This is a genomic window from Pararhodospirillum oryzae (genome assembly GCF_007992075.1).
Lineage (GTDB): Bacteria > Pseudomonadota > Alphaproteobacteria > Rhodospirillales > Rhodospirillaceae > Pararhodospirillum > Pararhodospirillum oryzae.
Map to the genome: position 1 here is coordinate 1 of NZ_BJZO01000029.1, position 17,177 is coordinate 17,177.

Genomic DNA, 17,177 nt, shown 5'->3' on the forward strand with positions numbered 1-17,177 from the left:
TTGGGGAACCCCTCCGCCGGGGTCATCCAGGGCTTCACCCGAGTGCCCCGCGCCCCCTCCCCTCCCCCTTGGAAAAGAAGAGGAAGGGAGGGAAATTTTCCTACGCTTGGCGGGCGTCGACCACCGCTTGCCGGATGGCGCGGGTGCGGGTGAACAAGGCTTGCAAGGTTTCGCCCTCGCCCCAGCGGATGGCCCGTTGCAACGCGGTCAGGTCCTCGGTGAAGCGCTGGAGGATGTCCAGCACCGCCTCGCGGTTGTTCAAGAAGACATCGCGCCACATGATCGGATCCGACCCGGCGATGCGCGTGAAATCGCGAAAACCGGCGGCCGAAAACTTGATGACCTCGGCCGACATCTGGGTTTCAAGGTTGGCCGCCGTGCCCACGATGGTATAGGCGATCAGGTGCGGCAGGTGCGAGGTGATGGCCAGCACCCGGTCGTGGTGATCGGCCTCCATGATCTCGATGATCATGCCGGCCTCGCGCCACATCCGGGCCACCTTGTTGACCGCCCCCATCGGCACGTCCGCGTCCGGGGTCAGGATGCACCAACGCCCATGGAACAGCTCGGCGAACCCGTTCTCGGGGCCGCTTTTCTCGGTGCCCGCCACCGGATGGCCGGGCACCAGGATCACGCCCTCGGGCAGCACCGGCGTGATCATGTCCATGACCCGCTTCTTGACCGATCCCACGTCGGACAGGATGGTCCCGGGGGCCAGGTGGGGGGCGATGGCTTCCATGATCGCCGGCGTGGCGCCAACCGGCGCCCCCAGCACCACCAGGTCGGCCCCGGTGACGGCGGCGCCCAGGTCGTCGGTCGCCTCGTCGACGATGCCCAGGGCCAGGGCGCGGGCCGGCACGTCGCCCCGGTCGCCGGCCACGATGACCCGGGCCAGGTTCTCGCGGCGCAGGGCCCGCGCGAGCGACGATCCGATCAGGCCAATGCCCAGGATCGCCACCCGCTCGAAAAGAGGATCGGTCATGCGCTCCCTCCGCCATCCATGAACGCGGTCAGGGTTTCAATCAGGAACTGCATTTCGTCATCACGGCCAATGGTGATGCGCAGGGCATGGGGCAACCCGTACCCGGCCACCCGCCGGCAGATCAGGCCGTTCTGGCGCAAATACGCGTCGGCCGGGGCCACGGAGCGCGGGCCCTCGGGATCGAAGTGCACCAGCAGGAAGTTGCATGCTGAATCCGTCACCGTCAGGCCCAGGCCGCGCAGGCGCTCGGCCGTCCAGGTCCGCCAGTAGGTATTGTGTTCTTGCGCCATCTGCTGGAAGGCCACGTCGGCGATCGCCGCCTCGCCCGCGACCTGGGCCGCCGACGACACGTTGAACGGCCCGCGCATCCGGTTGAGCACGTCGATAATGTGTTCCGGCCCGTAGGCCCAGCCCAGGCGCAGGCCGCCCATGCCATGGATCTTGGAAAACGTGCGCAGCATCACCGTGTTGGGGTGGCTGTCGACCAGGGCCTGGCCCGGATCGTAGTCGTTGCGCCCCACGAACTCGGCGTAGGCGGAATCCAGCACCAGGATGATGTCGTCGCGCAGACCCTCGCGCAGGCGGCGCACGGTGTTGGAATCGATCAAGGTGCCGGTGGGGTTGTTGGGGTTGGCCAGGAAAACCAGCCGGGTGGAGGGCTTCACCGTCGCCAGCATGGCGTCGATGTCGGTGGTGAGGTTGGTTTCCGGGGCCAGCAGGGGTTCCACGCCGGCGCTGCGCGCGTAGATGGCGTACATCAGGAAGCCATAGGCGCTTTGCACGATGGTGTCGCCAGGACCGGCGTAGGCGCGCACCAGAAGGCCGATCAGTTCATCCGATCCGGCCCCGCAGACAATGCGCGCGGGATCCAGGCCGAAGCGCCGGCCGATGGCCTCGCGCACCGCCACCGAGCCGCCATCGGGATACAGGTGAGCCGTGGCGCCGACCCGGGCCAGGGCCTCGCGGGCGCGGGGGCTGGCCCCCAGCGCGCCTTCGTTGGAGGCCAGCTTGATAATCCGGCTTACCCCGGGCACCGACGATTCGCCGCCCACGTAAGGGGAAATATCCATGATGCCGGGGCGGGGCTGGGGAACGGAATGCTGAGGCATGGGCGCCATCCTTTGTCACAGGCTTGAAGAGCCTGTCCTTGATGCGCGCCGGGCGCCGGCGCGCCTTGGGGGGGAAACGGAACAAGGGAAGCGGAACGGGGCTCCCGGGGTGGATCAGGGGCCGTCCAGCTCGGCGTCGGTGAACGGCAAGGCGTAGGTGCCAATCACCACGGCGTGCTGGACGGGGCTGTGATGGCCGCCCTGGAGCCCTTGCAACCGGGCATCGTCGCGCAGCACGGGACCGCGGACCTCGATCAGGGTCAGGCGCACGTCCTCGCCTTGCGCGCGGGCATCAAGCACCGCCAGCGGATCGAATCCATTGGCCCGCAGGCTGTCCAGCAGGCCGGTCCGGCTGAGATCGGGGCCGGTTTCCAGGCCCAGGAGCGAGCGGTCCTCGCCGGCGCTGGGTTCGGGATCGAGGGCGGCGATCACCAGGGCTTCCAGGCCATTGCGCCCACCGGTCACCGGCAGACGCACGATCACCCGCGGCGTGCCGGGCAGGGTGGACATCAGGGCCGGCCACCAGGCAATGGCGTCCTCGGGACGGGGCAAGGGAACAACGCCCACCGTGGCCCGGCCCTCGCCCACTTCCTGGACCACCTGGCCCACCGACTGGTGCACGGTGCCCGAGGTGAACGAGCCAAACTGATTGCGGGCCAGTTCCAGGTAGCCCGCGCCCCGTTCGGGCATCCAGACCGCCAGCGTGATGCGACCTTGCATGGACACCGAGACGCTGAAAATCTCGCGCCAAAGACGCACCAGGACGCGGCGGGGGAAGGGCCCCTGGTGACGCGCGACCAGACGGCGCAGCACGGCGGCCTCCCGGCCCGGGCGCAGATAGACGCCACCGGTTCCTTCCGCCTGCTTGGCAAGACGGATGCGGTCGGCCAAGATCGGCCCGACGCATCAACTGGTCGTGGATGGCATCGTCGATCGCGTCGATCTCGGCCCGCAGGGCGTCAAGCGAGGAGGACGGGTCTGTCATCGGAACTCCGCGTGGCAAGGGGCGACCGAAGGGGCAAAAGCCAAGGGGGGGCGATTGGTTTACGCCCAACCCGAGGATAAAATCAAAAAGAAAACATTGACAGCATCCGGACCCGCTCCCTAGCTATTCTCCCCCGCCATCATGGCGTCCCCCTCCGTCGCGGCAAGGCCGGGAACCAATTGACCGCCCCGTGGGGGGGCAAGCGTGGAGCCTGACCCCCGATGAACGATACCCCGCCGGCCCAGGGGCCGCTTGGCAGGGCCCCGGGTCCGGGGCCGACCAATCATACCGCCACTTTGTGCACGCGCGAACCCATGCGGCTCGACAGTGGCGGGGAATTGGGACCGATCACGGTTGCCTACCAGACGCAAGGCGTGCTCAATGCCGAGCGCTCCAACGCCATCTTGGTGTGCCACGCCCTGACCGGCGACCACTACATGCAAGGCCCCCACCCGGTGACCGGCAAGCCCGGCTGGTGGGAAATCGTGGTGGGGCCGGGCCGGGTCATCGATACCCGCCGCTATTTCGTGATCTGCTCCAACGTGCTGGGCGGCTGCCTGGGCACCACCGGCCCGCGCGAGATCAACCCCGCCACCGGCCAGCCCTGGGGCCTGGGGTTCCCGGTGATCACCATCGGCGACATGGTGCGCGCCCAGGCCCTGCTGCTCGATCACCTGGGCATCGACACCTTGTTTTGCGCCATCGGGGGATCGATGGGGGCCATGCAGGTGCTGCAATGGGCGGTGGCCTATCCCGAGCGGGTGCGCGCGGCCGTGCCCATCGCCGGGTCGTGGCGCCATTCGGCCCAGAACATCGCCTTTAACGAGGTTGGCCGCCAGGCGATCATGGCCGATCCCGACTGGTCCGGCGGCGACTACCTGAGCGAGGGGCGCGTGCCCCGGCGCGGCCTCGCGGTCGCGCGCATGACCGCCCATATCACCTACCTGTCGGAACCGGCGCTGCACCGCAAGTTCGGGCGCAAGCTGCAAAACCCCACCGGGGTCAGCTATGGCTTCGACGCCGATTTCCAGGTGGAAAGCTACCTGCGCCACCAAGGCGCCAGCTTCGTCAAACGCTTTGACGCGAACAGTTATCTGTTCATCACGCGGGCCATGGATTACTTCGACCTGGCGGCTGCCCACGATGGCGTGCTGGCCCGGGCCTTCCAGGGCACGAAAACCCGCTTTTGCGTGATTTCATTTTCGTCCGACTGGCTGTTTCCCACCGCCGAAAGCCGGGCCGTGGTGCGGGCACTCAACGCCGCCGCCGCCCGGGTGAGCTTTGTCGAGGTCACGACCGACAAGGGGCACGACGCCTTCTTGCTCGACGAGCCGGCGTTCCACGATACCCTGAGCGGCTTCCTGAACGGCCTGGCCGAGCAGGCCGGCCTGCCGCCCGCCCCGGAGGATCCCTCATGACCCCGGCCAGTCCCACCGGCGCCATCCGTTACGACCTGCAACTGATCGCCGACATGGTGCCGCCCGGAGCCCGGGTTCTGGACGTGGGATGTGGCGATGGCGAGCTGCTGGCCCACCTCAGCATCACCAAGCAGATTGATGGCCGGGGCATCGAGCTGTCGATGGCCGGGGTGCGCGCGGCCGTGGGGCGCGGAGTCGCGGTCATCCAGGGCGACGCCGACACGGATCTGCGCGACTACCCGGACGGCGCCTTCGACTACGCCATCTTGAGCCAGACCCTGCAAGCCACCGAGCACCCGCGCGACGTCCTGGCCAACCTGCTGCGCATCGCGGACCGGGCCATCGTCTCGTTTCCCAACTTTGGCCATTGGCGCAGCCGCCTGCAACTGCTGACCCTGGGCAAGATGCCGGTCAGCGAGTACCTGCCGCATCAGTGGTGGAACACCCCCAACATCCACTTCTGCACCATCCGCGATTTCCTGCTTCTGTGCCGGGACATGGGCATCGTGGTGGAACGGGCGCTGGCGCTGGATGAACACGGACGCCCGCGCTCGATCTCGGGCGTGGGACCGCTCGCCAACGTGCTGGGCGCGCAAGGGGTGTTCGTGCTGCGCCGGAGCACGCGGGCGTGAGACGCCACGCCCGGCACCTCACGCTGGGGATCGCCGGGCTTCTGGCGCTGGGCCTCCTGGCCGGGGCCCTGGCCCTGGCGCGCTTCGCCGACGATCCCGTGGCCTTGCTGCTGGGCTCCCGGGCCAGGGTCACGATTCCCCTCCCCGAGTCGACCATGCGCCTCGTGCTGAGCCAGACCGGGAGCGGACCCGACAGGGGCCGGCTGCTGACCGTTGAACGGGCCGGGCAGGTGGTGCTGGGGACCCCCCTCTATCCGGCCGCGTCGGACACCGGGGGCTGGGATGTCTTCTGGATCCCGGAAACCGACGCCACCGGCGGCCCCTTCGCCCGCCTGATCGAACCCGGGGGCGAAATCCTGATCGATCTGGGGGGGCTCGCGGCGGTGCGGGTGGTGCGCACGGCGGTGGGCCCGCTGCTGACCTCGCCCAAGGGCGACGCGCGCGCGGGCGCGGTGATCGGCCCCGATGGCGCCATCACGGTGACCGATGGGCTGCGGGTCCCCGACCTGCCCCCCGGGCCGGGCCTCCGGCTGGGGCGCGTGCTGGGGGAAGCCCGGGGCCCGTGGACCTTCCAGCCCACGCCCACGGACGTCCCCCGCCCCCTCCCTTGAACGAGCCGCCCCTTCTCACGCGCCCATCGGACGAGAAACCGCGAAACCCCTCGTCCCAGGACCGGCCGAGCGCCGGTCAACAGATCACGACCGGGCGAGCGCCGGTCAGCGGGCGTGCAAGCGCCGGTCTATCCCGCCAGGATGGCGGATGTGGGCCAGCGCATGCAGTTCGTCGAGCAGGCAGGCCATGGCCGGATGTCCCGCCCTGCGCTCCTGGTGGGCCTGATCGCGGATCATCTGGCGCACGGCAGGACCGCCCCAGTTCTGTTGCAAAACACAATGGGCCTTCTGCACCGCGATAATCATCGACAGGCGTTCGTGACTGGCGACCACGTGGACCTCCTCGGGGTCCGCGTCGCACAATGCCAGGCAATCCTCGATGGTGATCATGAAACCCTCCCGCGGGATACCCCGTCTTGGTCGGGGGGGGCCTGGGTTCGAAACCATCGCCTCCCCACGCTTGAAGGGACGGTGGGAGCGAGAAGGACGCGGGCCCGGCGGGAAACGAAAGGGATGAGACCGGGAACGTCGCAATCGACTCGGAACCGACCCTTGGGAAGAAAGGGTATCATACTGCCGCCACGATACCGCGCGACGGACGGGAAGAGCCGGCATGCAAATTCTACCTATGTGCAATGCAATAGGCGGGGTAGCTGAAGGTTTGTTTCGCCAGCGCAACGGCACGAGGATTGCGTGCACGCCCTGCGTCCGTCCCCGGGCCCTCGGCGAGGCCGGAAACCAGGGCCTGCCTCGCGCCCCGGTGGGGGAAGGCGAAGGCCCGGGGAGAGGCGCGGTTCAAAGCGCCGTCTTGCGCAGCAAGGTGGCGCGCATCGGCTGGTCGAAGGTGCGCCCGCCATCGGGGGCCGGCGCGCTCAGCCGCTCGAACGCCTCGCGCAGCGCCGGTTCATCCTCGGCGATCAGGGCGTCGCGTTCGGGGTTGGCGGCTGCGATGCGCTGGCGCATGGCCTCGAACGACTCGTGGCGGACCGTGTGCAGGTATTCTTCCTCGCGCACCAGGGCCAGGCCATGGGCGGCGGTGTCGTGGGCGGCGGCGTGGGCCTGGGCGCGCACCGTGGTTTCATCGTCCAGCCCCCGGAGCAATTCGAAATGGGGGCCGTCGGCAATCGGCTCGCTGACCAGAACCGGGGCACCGGTGCGCGCCACCCGCGCGGCCTCGGCCAGGGCCCGGCGCATCAGGGGCGGCGGCACATGGTGCAGGCTGTTGAAAAAGATCACCGCGTCCGCCGACTCGTCGGCCAGGGGCATGGCCTCGGCTCCGGCCTTGAGCAGCACCACGCCCGGTTCGGGGGCATGGGCCAGGGCCCGGGCCAGCTGGCGTTCACTGACTTCCAGCCCCACGACCACCCGCGCCCCGTTGCGCGCCATCAGACGGGCCAGCGCCCCATCCCCGCAGCCCGCATCCACGATGGTGTGGCCGGCCATCGGCACCCAGTCCATCAGAACGTCGGTATTCTTGCGACGAGGCAGCATGGTTATCCTCCCTTGGCGCCCACCCTGGCGCCGACGACGCCCCCCACACCCAGCTCTCCCGCGAGATCCATGGAAGGGGAGCCGCTTTGCAAAGAACCCGGAGCGCCCCGGGCATGGCCGCCCCCCCGACGCTCCTTGGTTTCAGAACTCCGGACGCTCGGGACGGTACTGGACCTTGAAGGCGTTTTCGAAGGCCGCCACGAACTGGGCGCACTGGCGCTTGCGCCCCAGGGCCGCCGAAAGGTGATCATGGGGAATCGGGGGCGAGGACTGCCCGCTTTGCTCCATCTGGACACGGATGCGCTCCAGGAACTCGCGCAGCGTCACCGCCTCGACCAGATCGGCCACGAAGTTGACGAACGCCCCCAGGCGGACCTTGCCTTCCGGGCCATGAAAGGCCGAGGCGGAAAACGATCCGGTGCGCCCGCCGCGCCGTTCCAGCACCGCCGCGCGCAGATGGGTGGCAAACGGCGTGAAGACCACCGCCGTCTGGCTTTCGTGCTGCACCACCACGTCCTGCGCCGAGCTGAACAGGGCCCGGGTGGCGTCGCGGATGATCTCGTCGGTCAGATCCTCGCCGTGGGCCACCTGCTCGATCAGGTTGATCGCGTCCGACCCGTTGGTCGCGAACAGCGTGCGTCCGTCCACGTGGATCGACACCCAGGACTCGGGCGAAAAACGCCGGTCGTAATCGCTGCGCTTGCGCACCCAGAGGTCTTCCCAGTCCACCGGATCGTCGCGGTGAAAAATCTGGGGATCGCGCAGGAAGCGTTCGACCACCAGGGCGGCGACCCGCAACGTGCTGGGAACCGTTTGCCCGCGCACCACCACCTGCTCCTTGCGCACGGAGGTGGTGAGTTCCAGGATAATCCGGTTCGAACGAATGACCAGCGCCCCCTCCTCGATCGGACCAGGACGGCCGCCGCCGATTTGATGGACGGTTGTCTTTTCTCGAAACAGGGAGATGGGCCCGATAGACGCCATGTGCGCCTTTCATTCGCTTGAAGGCAGACGACGAATCAAACGGCTGGAACACCAGTCCGCGCCATAATCGGAGGATCGACGCCCAATGTCCACCGTCACGCCAGGAATCCAGGGGCGGGAGGCCCACGGATTTTGTTTGCCACACGGCCAAGGGGAGACAGCGGGAGTCGCCTTGATTGTTCTTGGCGCAAAATTAATGCCGGACGGGAACCCACCCCCGGTTCTCCTCCGGCGCTTGTCCCATGCCCTGCACCTCGCGACCCAGGTTCCCGACGCCCCCCTGATTCTCAGTGGCGCGCCGACCGGGGGCGAGGCGCTCCCCAGCGAAGCCGAGGTCATGGCGCGCTGGCTGTCGCAAGCCGGCCTCGCGGAACACCGCCTGGTGCGCGAGGAGCAGGCCCGCAACACCCTGGGCAATGCCCGCCACGGCCTGGCCCTGGCCCGGGAGATGAACGCGCGCGAGGTCTGGCTGATCACCGACGGCGTGCACATGCCCCGGGCCTGGCTGTTTTTCCGCCTCCTGGCGCCCCGGGGCCTGGGCCTGCGCGCCTGTCGGGCGCCCGCGCCCCGGGAACGAGGCCCGGTCATCGGGGGCGCGGTGCGTGAAACCCTGGCCTTGCTGGTCAACCTGCCCCGCCTGACCCGCGCCGTGATCGAAACCCGCCGCCCCGGCCCCCGCCCCGATCGGAACCAGCCATGACCCCTCTTCCCCTGGCCGGCGTGCGCGTTCTCGACATCGCGACGTTCATTGCCGCGCCGTTCGCCGCTGCGTTGCTGGGCGAGTTCGGCGCCGAGGTGATCAAGATCGAGCAGCCCGAGGGGGGGGATCCCCTGCGCCGTTTTGGCACCCCCACGACGCGGGGCGACACCCTGGCCTGGCTCTCGGAGGCGCGCAACAAGGCCTCCATCACCCTCGACCTGCGCACGCCCCGGGGTGCCGAGCTGTTCCGCCGCCTTGTCCCCACCGCCGACGTGGTGTGCGAGAACTTCCGCCCCGGCACCCTGGAACGCTGGGGGCTGGGCTGGGAGACCCTCTCCGCCTTGCACCCGGGGCTGATCTTGCTCCGGGTCTCGGGCTACGGCCAGACCGGGCCCTATCGCGACCGCCCCGGCTTCGCGCGCATCGCCCATGCCTTTGGCGGCCTCACCCACCTGGCCGGGCTGCCGGGCGGGCCGCCGGTCACCCCGGGGTCCACCAGCCTCGCCGATTACATGAGCGGCCTGTTCGGGGCGGTGGGCCTTCTGGTCGCCTTGCGCCACCGCGACGCCACCGGCCAGGGTCAGGTGATCGACCTGGGCCTGTACGAAAGCGTCCTGCGGGTGCTCGACGAGCTGGCCCCGGCCTACGCCCATGCCGGAATCGTGCGCGGCCCCGAGGGCGCCGGAACCCGCAACGCCTGCCCGCACGGGCATTTCCCCTGCGCCGATGGGGGATGGGTCGCGATCGCGTGCACCAACGACAAGATGTTCGAACGCCTGGCCCGGGTGATGGGGCGCCCCGAGCTGGCCGGCCCCGACGCCTACGGCCCCCTGGCCCGCCGCCTGGACGCGCGCGCGAGCGTTGACGGCCTGGTGGAGGACTGGACCCGGGTCCGTCCCCAGGCCGAGGTCGTGGCCGCGTGCACCAGGGGCGAGGTGCCGTGCGCGCCCATCAACACCATCGCCGATCTGTTCGTGGATCCTCACGTGCAAGCCAGGGGCAATCTGGTGGAGCGCGAGGCCCCGGGCGTGGGGCCGGTGGTGCTGCCCGATGTCCTGCCCCGCCTCTCGGCCACCCCCGGGCGGGTGGATCACCCGGGGCCGGCCCTGGGCGCCGACACCACCCGCGTGCTAAGAACCCTGGGGCTGTCGGACGACGAGATCGAGACCTTGCGCCGCGATCGGGTGATCTAGGCACGGGGGAAAAACGTAAACGCATTGGGGCCTTTGGGCACAACGAGGCCCCCCTCTAGCGTATCTCATTGCTTGAAAAGGGAAAACGCCCCTTGTTGCGCAACCGGATCAAAAACGGTCCGGCCGCCCAAGGGCGTTCCGACACAACCCCGATCGCAGGCGGGGCCCTTTTTCCGTTGCAGGGAGGGAACGGGCGGTAGCGTTTTTTTCAATGCGGCCAGCTCGCAGGATACGGTAGAACGAAGGGTGCCGGTTGCGGCCGGGTCCGCCCCCTCGACCGGGGTGGGTTCCTCTTTCGGGTGTAGCCCCCGGGGGCCTGGACGGCCGGCGCCATCGTGCGAGGGAAGCAAGGAGTCGAGCATGATCGACGAGACCTTCATCGCGTTGTCGCGCTGGCAATTCGCCGCGACGGCCATGTACCATTTTCTATTCGTGCCGCTTACCCTGGGCTTGTCCTGGATGGTGTTCATGATGGAGTCGGTCTATGTCATGACCGGCAAGGTCATTTACAAGGACATGACCAAGTTTTGGGGAAAGCTTTTTGGTATCAACTTTGCCCTGGGCGTGGCCACGGGCCTGACCATGGAATTCCAGTTTGGAACAAACTGGGCTTATTATTCTCACTACGTAGGCGATGTTTTCGGGGCGCCCCTGGCCATTGAAGGATTGATGGCCTTTTTCCTGGAGAGCACCTTCATCGGCCTGTTTTTCCTGGGCTGGGAAAAACTATCGAAACGCCAGCACCTGATGGCCACCTTCTTCACCGCGCTGGGATCGAATTTCTCCGCGCTGTGGATCCTGGTCGCCAATGGCTGGATGCAAAACCCGGTCGGCGCCGACTTCTCGCCCGAGACCATGCGCATGGAAATGACCAGCTTCTTTGAACTGGTCATGAACCCGGTGGCTCAGGTCAAATTCGTGCACACCGTGGCCGCCGGCTATGTCACCGCCGCCATGTTCGTGATGGGCATTTCGGCCTGGTACATGCTGAAGCGGCGCGACCTGGGCTTCGCCAAGCGCTCGTTCTCGGTGGCCTGCGGTTTCGGGCTGGCCTCGGTGCTGTCGGTGATCGTGCTGGGCGACGAAAGCGGCTACGAACTGGGCGATGTCCAGAAGGTCAAGCTGGCCGCGATCGAGGCCGAGTACAACACCGAGGAAGCCCCGGCCGCGTTCACGCTTTTCGGGCTGCCCAACGACGAAACCCTGGAAAAGGACGCGGTGATCCGGGTTCCCTGGCTGCTGGGCCTGATCGCCACCCGCTCGATCGACCAGGAAGTCACCGGTCTGCGCCAGTTGATCGACCTGCACGAGGAGCGGATCAGGAACGGCATGGTCGCCTACGACGCGCTTGAAAAAATGCGCGCCGGCGATACCTCCGACGCCGTGCGCCATGATTTCGAGTTCCACAAGGCCGACCTGGGCTATGGCCTGCTGCTCAAGCGCTACACGCCCACGGTTTCCGACGCCACCGAGGCCCAGATCAAGCAGGCGGCCCGCGACACCATTCCCGCCGTCACCCCCCTGTTCTTCGGTTTCCGGGTCATGGTGGGCCTGGGCTTCGTGATGCTGGGCCTGATCGTGCTGTCGTTCTGGTACAACATGCGCCGCACCATCGAGCATAAGCGGTGGTTGCTGGCCGCCTTGGTTCTGGCCATTCCGCTGCCCTGGATCGCCTGCGAAGTCGGCTGGTTCGTGGCCGAGTTCGGGCGCCAGCCCTGGGCGATCGGCGAGGTTCTGCCCACCTTCCTCGCCACCTCAAGCCTGACCACCGGCGAGCTGATCTTCAGCCTGAGCGGCTTCTTGCTGTTCTATACCTTCCTCCTGATCATCGAAATGACCCTGATGGTCCACTTCGCCCGCAAGGGGCCGGCCTCCCTGGGCACCGGCCGCTACCATGGCGAGCTCGCCTCGCCCTATCCGGCCGAATAAGGGAGCACCCGCGTCATGATCATGGATTATGAAACCCTCAAACTGGTCTGGTGGGGCCTCATCGGCGCCCTGCTCATCGGCTTTGCCATCACCGACGGCATGGACATGGGCGTGGGCATCTTGCTGCCCTTCCTGGGGCGCGCCGATTCCGAGCGGCGCGTCATCATCAACACCGTGGGCCCGCACTGGGATGGCAACCAGGTGTGGCTGATCACCGCCGGCGGCGCCATTTTCGCCGCCTGGCCCCTGGTCTACGCCGCCGCCTTCTCGGGCTTTTACATGGCGATGCTCCTGGTGCTGTTCGCCTTGTTCTTCAGGCCCGTGGGCTTCGATTACCGCTCGAAGCTGGAGGATGACCGCTGGCGGTCGGCCTGGGACTGGGGCCTGTTCGCGGGCAGCCTGGTCCCCGCGCTGATCTTCGGCGTGGCCTTTGGCAACCTGCTGCAAGGCGTCCCCTTCCACCTGGATTCCATGCTGCGCTCGCACTACGAGGGCTCCTTGCTCACCGCCTTGCTGCCGCTGCTCAACCCCTTCGCCCTGCTGTGCGGCCTGATCAGCGTGGCCATGCTCGCTCTGCACGGCGCCACGTGGCTGCACCTGCGCACCCACTACCCGGTGGCCGATCGCGCCCGCACCGTGGCCATGATCCTGGGGGCCGGGGTCATCGTGCTGTTCGCCCTGGCCGGTCTGTGGGTGGCCTATGGCCTCGATGGCCTGCGCATCGTCGTCCAGCCCGATCCCGGGGGGCTCCCCAACCCGCTGGGCAAGACCGTGGTGGCCGCGCCGGGGGCATGGCTGGATATCTACAGCACGGTCCCCCTGGCCCTCGCCGCCCCGGCCCTGGGTTTCCTGGGCGCGCTGCTCGCGATCGTGTTCAACTGGGCCGAACGGCCGGGCCTGGGCTACGTGGGCTCGTCCTTGTCGCTCGCGGGCATCATCCTGACCGCCGGCGCCTCGATGTTTCCCTTCATCTTGCCGTCCAGCACCGATCCGGGATCCAGCCTGACGGCCTGGGACGCGACATCCAGTCACCTGACCTTGACCGTCATGTTCTGGGCCGTCGTGATCTTCCTGCCGCTGGTCCTGATCTACACGGTTTGGTGCTACGTCCGCATGTGGGGCAAGCTGAGCGAGGAGGACATCCGGTCCAGCCGGGTTTCGGCGTACTAGGCCCAGCCCCCTCTTGGATAAGGGAGACGACGCATGTGGTATTTCACCTGGATCCTGGGGCTGGCCGCCGCCTTGTCGCTGGGCATCATCAACGTGATGTGGCTGGAAGCCGAGGAGGCCCTGGGCCCCGAAAAGGAATGACCGCCTGATCGGTTGCATCTTCGGCTCCCGGAGAGGGTTGCCCCCTCCGGGAGCCTTTTTGTCGGCCTGCGGGCCGGTTTTTCCCCTTCGCCATCCCCCGGAGTCCCCATGCCCCCCCTGCCCGCCTGCCTCGACGCGCCCCGGGCCGCCCTGCGCCCGGCCCTGCTCGGGGTGGCCTTGCTGAACGGCGCCGCCGGCGTGGTTCTGGTGGCCCTGGCCTGGTGCCTGGCCGACACCTTGAACGCCCTGGTCTTCCACGACACCGGGCCCACGCCCTTGCGCCTGGGCACCGTGGCCGCCTTGCTGCTGGCCCGCGCCGCCTTGATGGCCGCCGCCCAGGGCCGGGCCGCCGCCTTGGGATTCGAGGCCGGACGCATGGTGCGCCGGCGCCTGGTCGAGGGGCTGCTGGCCCGCTCCACGCCCGTGCCCCCCGGTTCCCTGGCCCTGGTCGGGGTCGAGGGGATCGACGCCATCGAGCCCTTTTTCGCCCGCTACCTGCCCGCCACCTTTCACGCCGTGCTGCTGCCCGTGGTGGTGCTGGTCGTGGTCGTGCCGATGGATCCCCTTTCCGCCCTGGTCCTGGCCGGCACCGCCCCCCTGATCCCGCTGTTCATGCTGCTGATCGGCCACGGCACCCAGACCCTGAACGCCGCCCAGTGGGCCGAAATGACGCGGGCGTCGGCCTATTTCCTGGATGTGGTCCGCGCCTTGCCCCTGGTGCGCGCCTTCGCCGCCGTGCCCGCCGAGCGCCAGCGCCTGGCCACGGCGGCCAGCGCGTGGTGCGACGGCACGGTGCGGGTGCTGCGCCTCGCCTTCCTTTCCGCCCTGGTCTTGGAATTCCTGGCCACGCTGGGGGTCGCCCTGGTGGCGGTGTTCATCGGCTTTCGCCTGCTGTGGGGGCAAATTGAGTTCGAGCGCGGGCTGTTCGTCTTGCTGCTGGCCCCCGAGTTCTACCTTCCCCTGCGCTCCTTGGGCGTGCACTACCACGCACGCCTGGAAGCCCAGGCGGCGGCTGAACGTCTGGCCGCCCTGATCGAGGACGAAAACGCCCCCCCCTCTTCGGCTCCCGAGTCCCCGACTCCCGAGTCTCCGGCTTCCCAGGCCGCCCCGCTGCGCCCGGAGGAACCTTCCGCCCCCCGGGTGGAAGTGGCCGGGGTGAGCTTCGCCTATCCGGGCCACGCCCCGGTCCTGGAGGACTGTTCGTTTACCCTGGAGCCCGGCACCCTGACCGCCCTGGTCGGCGCCAGTGGCGCGGGCAAAAGCACCCTGCTGGCCCTGCTGCGCGGGCGCCTGACCCCACAAGCGGGAACCATCCGGGTGGATGGCGTTCCCCCCGGGGCCGAGGCCGCGCGGCCGGCCTGGATTCCCCAGGAGCCCCACCCCTTCGCCGGCACCCTGGCCGAGGCGGTGCGCCTGGGGGCGCCCGACGCCCCCGACGAGGCCGTGTCGCGCGCGCTCGACCTTGCCCACGCCACCCCCTTTGTCGCCGAACGCCCGCAAGGGCTGGACGCGCCGATCGGAGAAGGCGGGGCCGGCCTGTCGGGGGGCGAGCTGCGCCGCCTGGCCCTGGCCCGGGCCTTTTTGATGGACGCCCCCCTGGTGCTGCTCGATGAACCCTCGGCCAGCCTGGACCACGAAAGCGAAACCGCCCTGATCGCCGCGTTGCAGGGCTTGCGGCGTGGCCGCACCGTTCTGGTGGCCGCTCACCGGCTGGCGACCATCCGCGCCGCCGACCGGGTCCTTGTGCTGGCGGGGGGACGGGTGGCGCAGGAAGGCTTGTTCGAGACCCTGCGCGCGTCCGACGGTCCCTTGCGTGCCTTGCTGGGTGCGGGTGCCCCCCTGGTGGGCGCGGCCCTGGAGGAAACCAGCCGATGAGCCTGTTTTTCGACCGGATGGGGTTCCTGGCCGGCCTGTGGCGCGAGGCGCGTTGGAAGGCGTCGGCCGGGCTGGTTCTGGCCGTGATCACCACGCTGGCCAATATCGTCCTGCTCGCGGTGTCGGGCTGGTTCATCACCGGCATGGCCCTGGCCGGAGCCGGTGGGGGGGCCTTCAACTACTTTTTCCCCGCCGCCCTGATCCGCGCCGCCGCCATCGCGCGCGCGGGCGGGCGCTACCTGGAACGGCTGGTCACCCACGACGCCACCTTGCGGCTGATCGCGCGCTTGCGCCCGCGCCTGTTCGCGGCCCTGGCCGAGCGCCCCGGACGCCCCGCCTCGCCCGACGCGGCCCTCCACGGCGCCGATCTCGCCGGCCGGCTGGGGGGCGATCTGGACGCGGTGCAACGCCTGTCGCTGCAAGGCGTGCTGCCGGTGCTGGTGGCCCTGATCGTGGTCCCCATCGGCATCACGGTGTGTGCCCATTTCCTGCCTCAGGCCGCGCTGGTGCTGACGGCGGGCATGGTCGTGGCCGGGGGGCTGGTGCCGCTGGTCCTGGCCCGGGCCGGGCGCCGCGTCGGCCCCCCGCTGGTCACCGCCCGGGTTGCCTTGCGCGTCGCCCTGGTCGACCTGATCGGCGGCCAGGAGGAACTGCGCGCCTGTGGCGCCCTGCCCCGCTTCCAGGACCGCGCGCGAGAGGTGGAGGACCGGGCCGTGCGCCTGTCGAAACGCGCCGCCTGGATCGAATCCCTCGGGCTGGCCGGGCTTGCCTTGCTGACCCAGGTCACCGTGTGGGGGATGGTCCTGGTCGCCGCCGGGCAGGTGGACGGCCCCATCCTGGTCTTGCTGGCCTTCCTGGGCCTCGCCCTGTTCGAACCCCTGGGCCCGTTGCCCGAGGCCTTCCAGCGCCTGGGCGCCTCGTTCGCCGCGCTTGACCGGGTGCGCGCCCTGGCTCCCGCCTCGCCTGATACGAAACGACGGGCTTCCCCGGCCCTCCCTGCCTCTCCCTCTGCTTCCCCCTCCTCTTCCCCTTCCCCCTCCCCTTCGCCCTCCCCCGCGCGCGCCACGGCGCCGGCCGTGCGCCTGGACTCGGTGTCCGTCGCGGGCATCGAGGGCGGGCGCCCGGCCCTGCGCGAGGTCTCCTTGGAGCTGCCCCCGGGTGGACGCCTGGGGGTGGTGGGGCCCAGTGGCGCCGGCAAGTCCACCCTGGTTTCCCTGCTGGCCGGCACCCTCGCCTGGGATCGGGGCCGGGTTCTGGTAAACGAACGGCCGGTTGAGGGCCCCCACGATCCCGCCTTGCACGGCCTTGTCGCCCTGGCGCCGCAGGCTCCTCTTCTGCTCGCGGGCTCCGTGCGGCGCAATCTGCGCCTGGGCGCCCCCGAAGCCTCCGATGAGGCCTTGCGCGCGGCCCTGGAAACCGTGGTGCTGTCCAAGTGGCTGGCCGCCCTGCCCGAGGGGCTGGACACCCCCCTGGGCGCGGCCGGGCGCCCGGTGTCGGGGGGCGAGGCCCGGCGCTTGTCGCTGGCCCGGGCGCTCCTGGGCGCGGGGCCGGTGCTGGTGCTGGACGAGCCGGGCGAGGGCCTGGATCCGGCCCTGGAAGCCCGGGTGCTGGACCAGGTTCTGACGGCGGCCGGCACCGCCGGGCGGGCCGTTTTGCTGGTCACCCACCGCCCCCATGGCCTGGAGCGGATGGACAAGGTGGCCTGTCTGGACCAGGGCCGCGTGGTGGACGCGGGCGCCCCCTGGGACCTTGCCCGGATGCCCGGCCCCTTCCGCCAGTTCCTGGAGGCCGCCGCCCTGTAGGGTCCGGTCCTTGTTAAGGGTTCATTCCAGCGCCTTAAGGTCGTGTTTTGTCTTTTTCCAGAACACCGAAGGGTTTATCCTGCAAACGCGTCCTGGTTAGAGGAATTGAGCGGCGGACGGAACACCAAGGGAACGGGGAACCCCGCGCGATCCGG

The 17,177-nt window shown here is 69.1% G+C and carries 16 protein-coding genes; 10 read left to right on the top strand and 6 right to left on the bottom strand.

What is annotated here, in order from left to right; all coding sequences use genetic code 11:
- Positions 1-100: 100 nt before the first annotated feature.
- The 3 genes from ROR02_RS06700 to ROR02_RS06710 all read right to left on the bottom strand — a co-directional run bounded on the left by ROR02_RS06700 (position 101) and on the right by ROR02_RS06710 (position 2,982).
- Entirely contained in the window at positions 101-982 is an 882-nt protein-coding gene (locus ROR02_RS06700; RefSeq protein WP_147163247.1) for a prephenate/arogenate dehydrogenase family protein, read from the bottom strand.
- Complete coding sequence (locus tag ROR02_RS06705; protein WP_147163248.1) at positions 979-2,091, bottom strand: pyridoxal phosphate-dependent aminotransferase; 1,113 nt, start codon at positions 2,089-2,091, stop codon at positions 979-981. The genes ROR02_RS06700 and ROR02_RS06705 overlap by 4 nt, the downstream gene beginning before the upstream one ends.
- Before the next feature lie 114 nt (positions 2,092-2,205).
- Complete coding sequence (locus ROR02_RS06710) at positions 2,206-2,982, bottom strand: chorismate mutase (protein WP_246135435.1); 777 nt, start codon at positions 2,980-2,982, stop codon at positions 2,206-2,208.
- A gap of 315 nt (positions 2,983-3,297) precedes the next feature.
- Here ROR02_RS06710 and metX point away from each other — a divergent pair, with 315 nt between their 5' ends.
- From metX to ROR02_RS06725, 3 genes are read left to right on the top strand one after another with little or no spacing between them, the layout of a single operon-like run.
- Entirely contained in the window at positions 3,298-4,494 is a 1,197-nt protein-coding gene (gene metX, locus ROR02_RS06715; RefSeq protein WP_147163249.1) for a homoserine O-acetyltransferase MetX, read from the top strand.
- A complete protein-coding gene (metW, locus tag ROR02_RS06720; protein ID WP_147163250.1) occupies positions 4,491-5,126 on the top strand; it encodes a methionine biosynthesis protein MetW in 636 nt (211 codons plus the stop codon). The genes metX and metW overlap by 4 nt, the downstream gene beginning before the upstream one ends.
- Positions 5,123-5,737: a hypothetical protein gene (locus ROR02_RS06725; protein WP_147163251.1), complete on the top strand. Its 615-nt coding sequence runs from the start codon at positions 5,123-5,125 to the stop codon at positions 5,735-5,737. Before metW ends, ROR02_RS06725 begins: the two co-directional genes overlap by 4 nt.
- Before the next feature lie 105 nt (positions 5,738-5,842).
- Here the strand turns inward: ROR02_RS06725 and ROR02_RS06730 are convergent, their stop codons facing one another.
- From ROR02_RS06730 to ROR02_RS06740, 3 genes are all read right to left on the bottom strand, one after another.
- Positions 5,843-6,127 (bottom strand): hypothetical protein, encoded by a 285-nt coding sequence (locus tag ROR02_RS06730; RefSeq protein WP_147163252.1) that lies wholly within the window; start codon positions 6,125-6,127, stop codon positions 5,843-5,845.
- Between the two features lie 405 nt (positions 6,128-6,532).
- Complete coding sequence (locus ROR02_RS06735) at positions 6,533-7,228, bottom strand: class I SAM-dependent methyltransferase (RefSeq protein WP_147163253.1); 696 nt, start codon at positions 7,226-7,228, stop codon at positions 6,533-6,535.
- A 141-nt stretch (positions 7,229-7,369) separates the two neighbouring features.
- Complete coding sequence (locus ROR02_RS06740) at positions 7,370-8,212, bottom strand: hypothetical protein (RefSeq protein ID WP_147163254.1); 843 nt, start codon at positions 8,210-8,212, stop codon at positions 7,370-7,372.
- A 196-nt stretch (positions 8,213-8,408) separates the two neighbouring features.
- On the opposite strand from ROR02_RS06740, the gene ROR02_RS06745 reads away from it, so the two are divergent.
- The 7 genes from ROR02_RS06745 (at position 8,409) to cydC (ending at position 17,022) form a co-directional block, all read left to right on the top strand.
- A complete protein-coding gene (locus ROR02_RS06745; protein ID WP_246135438.1) occupies positions 8,409-8,912 on the top strand; it encodes a YdcF family protein in 504 nt (167 codons plus the stop codon).
- The gene (locus ROR02_RS06750) at positions 8,909-10,105 is read left to right on the top strand and encodes a CaiB/BaiF CoA transferase family protein (protein ID WP_147163256.1); all 1,197 of its coding nucleotides are present in this window, start codon (positions 8,909-8,911) and stop codon (positions 10,103-10,105) included. Before ROR02_RS06745 ends, ROR02_RS06750 begins: the two co-directional genes overlap by 4 nt.
- Positions 10,106-10,465: 360 nt before the next feature.
- Positions 10,466-12,034 (top strand): cytochrome ubiquinol oxidase subunit I, encoded by a 1,569-nt coding sequence (locus tag ROR02_RS06755; protein WP_147163257.1) that lies wholly within the window; start codon positions 10,466-10,468, stop codon positions 12,032-12,034.
- Positions 12,035-12,049: 15 nt separating this feature from the next.
- Positions 12,050-13,204: a cytochrome d ubiquinol oxidase subunit II gene (gene cydB / locus ROR02_RS06760; protein ID WP_147163258.1), complete on the top strand. Its 1,155-nt coding sequence runs from the start codon at positions 12,050-12,052 to the stop codon at positions 13,202-13,204.
- 33 nt (positions 13,205-13,237) lie between these two features.
- Complete coding sequence (gene cydX / locus ROR02_RS06765; protein ID WP_147163259.1) at positions 13,238-13,345, top strand: cytochrome bd-I oxidase subunit CydX; 108 nt, start codon at positions 13,238-13,240, stop codon at positions 13,343-13,345.
- Positions 13,346-13,453: 108 nt separating this feature from the next.
- The gene (cydD, locus tag ROR02_RS06770; RefSeq protein WP_147163260.1) at positions 13,454-15,220 is read left to right on the top strand and encodes a thiol reductant ABC exporter subunit CydD; all 1,767 of its coding nucleotides are present in this window, start codon (positions 13,454-13,456) and stop codon (positions 15,218-15,220) included.
- Positions 15,217-17,022: a thiol reductant ABC exporter subunit CydC gene (gene cydC, locus ROR02_RS06775; RefSeq protein ID WP_147163261.1), complete on the top strand. Its 1,806-nt coding sequence runs from the start codon at positions 15,217-15,219 to the stop codon at positions 17,020-17,022. Before cydD ends, cydC begins: the two co-directional genes overlap by 4 nt.
- Positions 17,023-17,177: the final 155 nt, after the last annotated feature.

Coding starts and splice junctions, on each gene's coding strand:
- ROR02_RS06700 (WP_147163247.1), bottom strand. CDS start 982: ATGACCGATCCTCTTTTCGAGCGGGTGGCGATCCTGGGCATTGGCCTG.
- ROR02_RS06705 (WP_147163248.1), bottom strand. CDS start 2,091: ATGCCTCAGCATTCCGTTCCCCAGCCCCGCCCCGGCATCATGGATATT.
- metX (WP_147163249.1), top strand. CDS start 3,298: ATGAACGATACCCCGCCGGCCCAGGGGCCGCTTGGCAGGGCCCCGGGT.
- metW (WP_147163250.1), top strand. CDS start 4,491: ATGACCCCGGCCAGTCCCACCGGCGCCATCCGTTACGACCTGCAACTG.
- ROR02_RS06730 (WP_147163252.1), bottom strand. CDS start 6,127: ATGATCACCATCGAGGATTGCCTGGCATTGTGCGACGCGGACCCCGAG.
- ROR02_RS06735 (WP_147163253.1), bottom strand. CDS start 7,228: ATGCTGCCTCGTCGCAAGAATACCGACGTTCTGATGGACTGGGTGCCG.
- ROR02_RS06740 (WP_147163254.1), bottom strand. CDS start 8,212: ATGGCGTCTATCGGGCCCATCTCCCTGTTTCGAGAAAAGACAACCGTC.
- ROR02_RS06745 (WP_246135438.1), top strand. CDS start 8,409: ATGCCGGACGGGAACCCACCCCCGGTTCTCCTCCGGCGCTTGTCCCAT.
- ROR02_RS06750 (WP_147163256.1), top strand. CDS start 8,909: ATGACCCCTCTTCCCCTGGCCGGCGTGCGCGTTCTCGACATCGCGACG.
- ROR02_RS06755 (WP_147163257.1), top strand. CDS start 10,466: ATGATCGACGAGACCTTCATCGCGTTGTCGCGCTGGCAATTCGCCGCG.
- cydB (WP_147163258.1), top strand. CDS start 12,050: ATGATCATGGATTATGAAACCCTCAAACTGGTCTGGTGGGGCCTCATC.
- cydX (WP_147163259.1), top strand. CDS start 13,238: ATGTGGTATTTCACCTGGATCCTGGGGCTGGCCGCCGCCTTGTCGCTG.
- cydD (WP_147163260.1), top strand. CDS start 13,454: ATGCCCCCCCTGCCCGCCTGCCTCGACGCGCCCCGGGCCGCCCTGCGC.
- cydC (WP_147163261.1), top strand. CDS start 15,217: ATGAGCCTGTTTTTCGACCGGATGGGGTTCCTGGCCGGCCTGTGGCGC.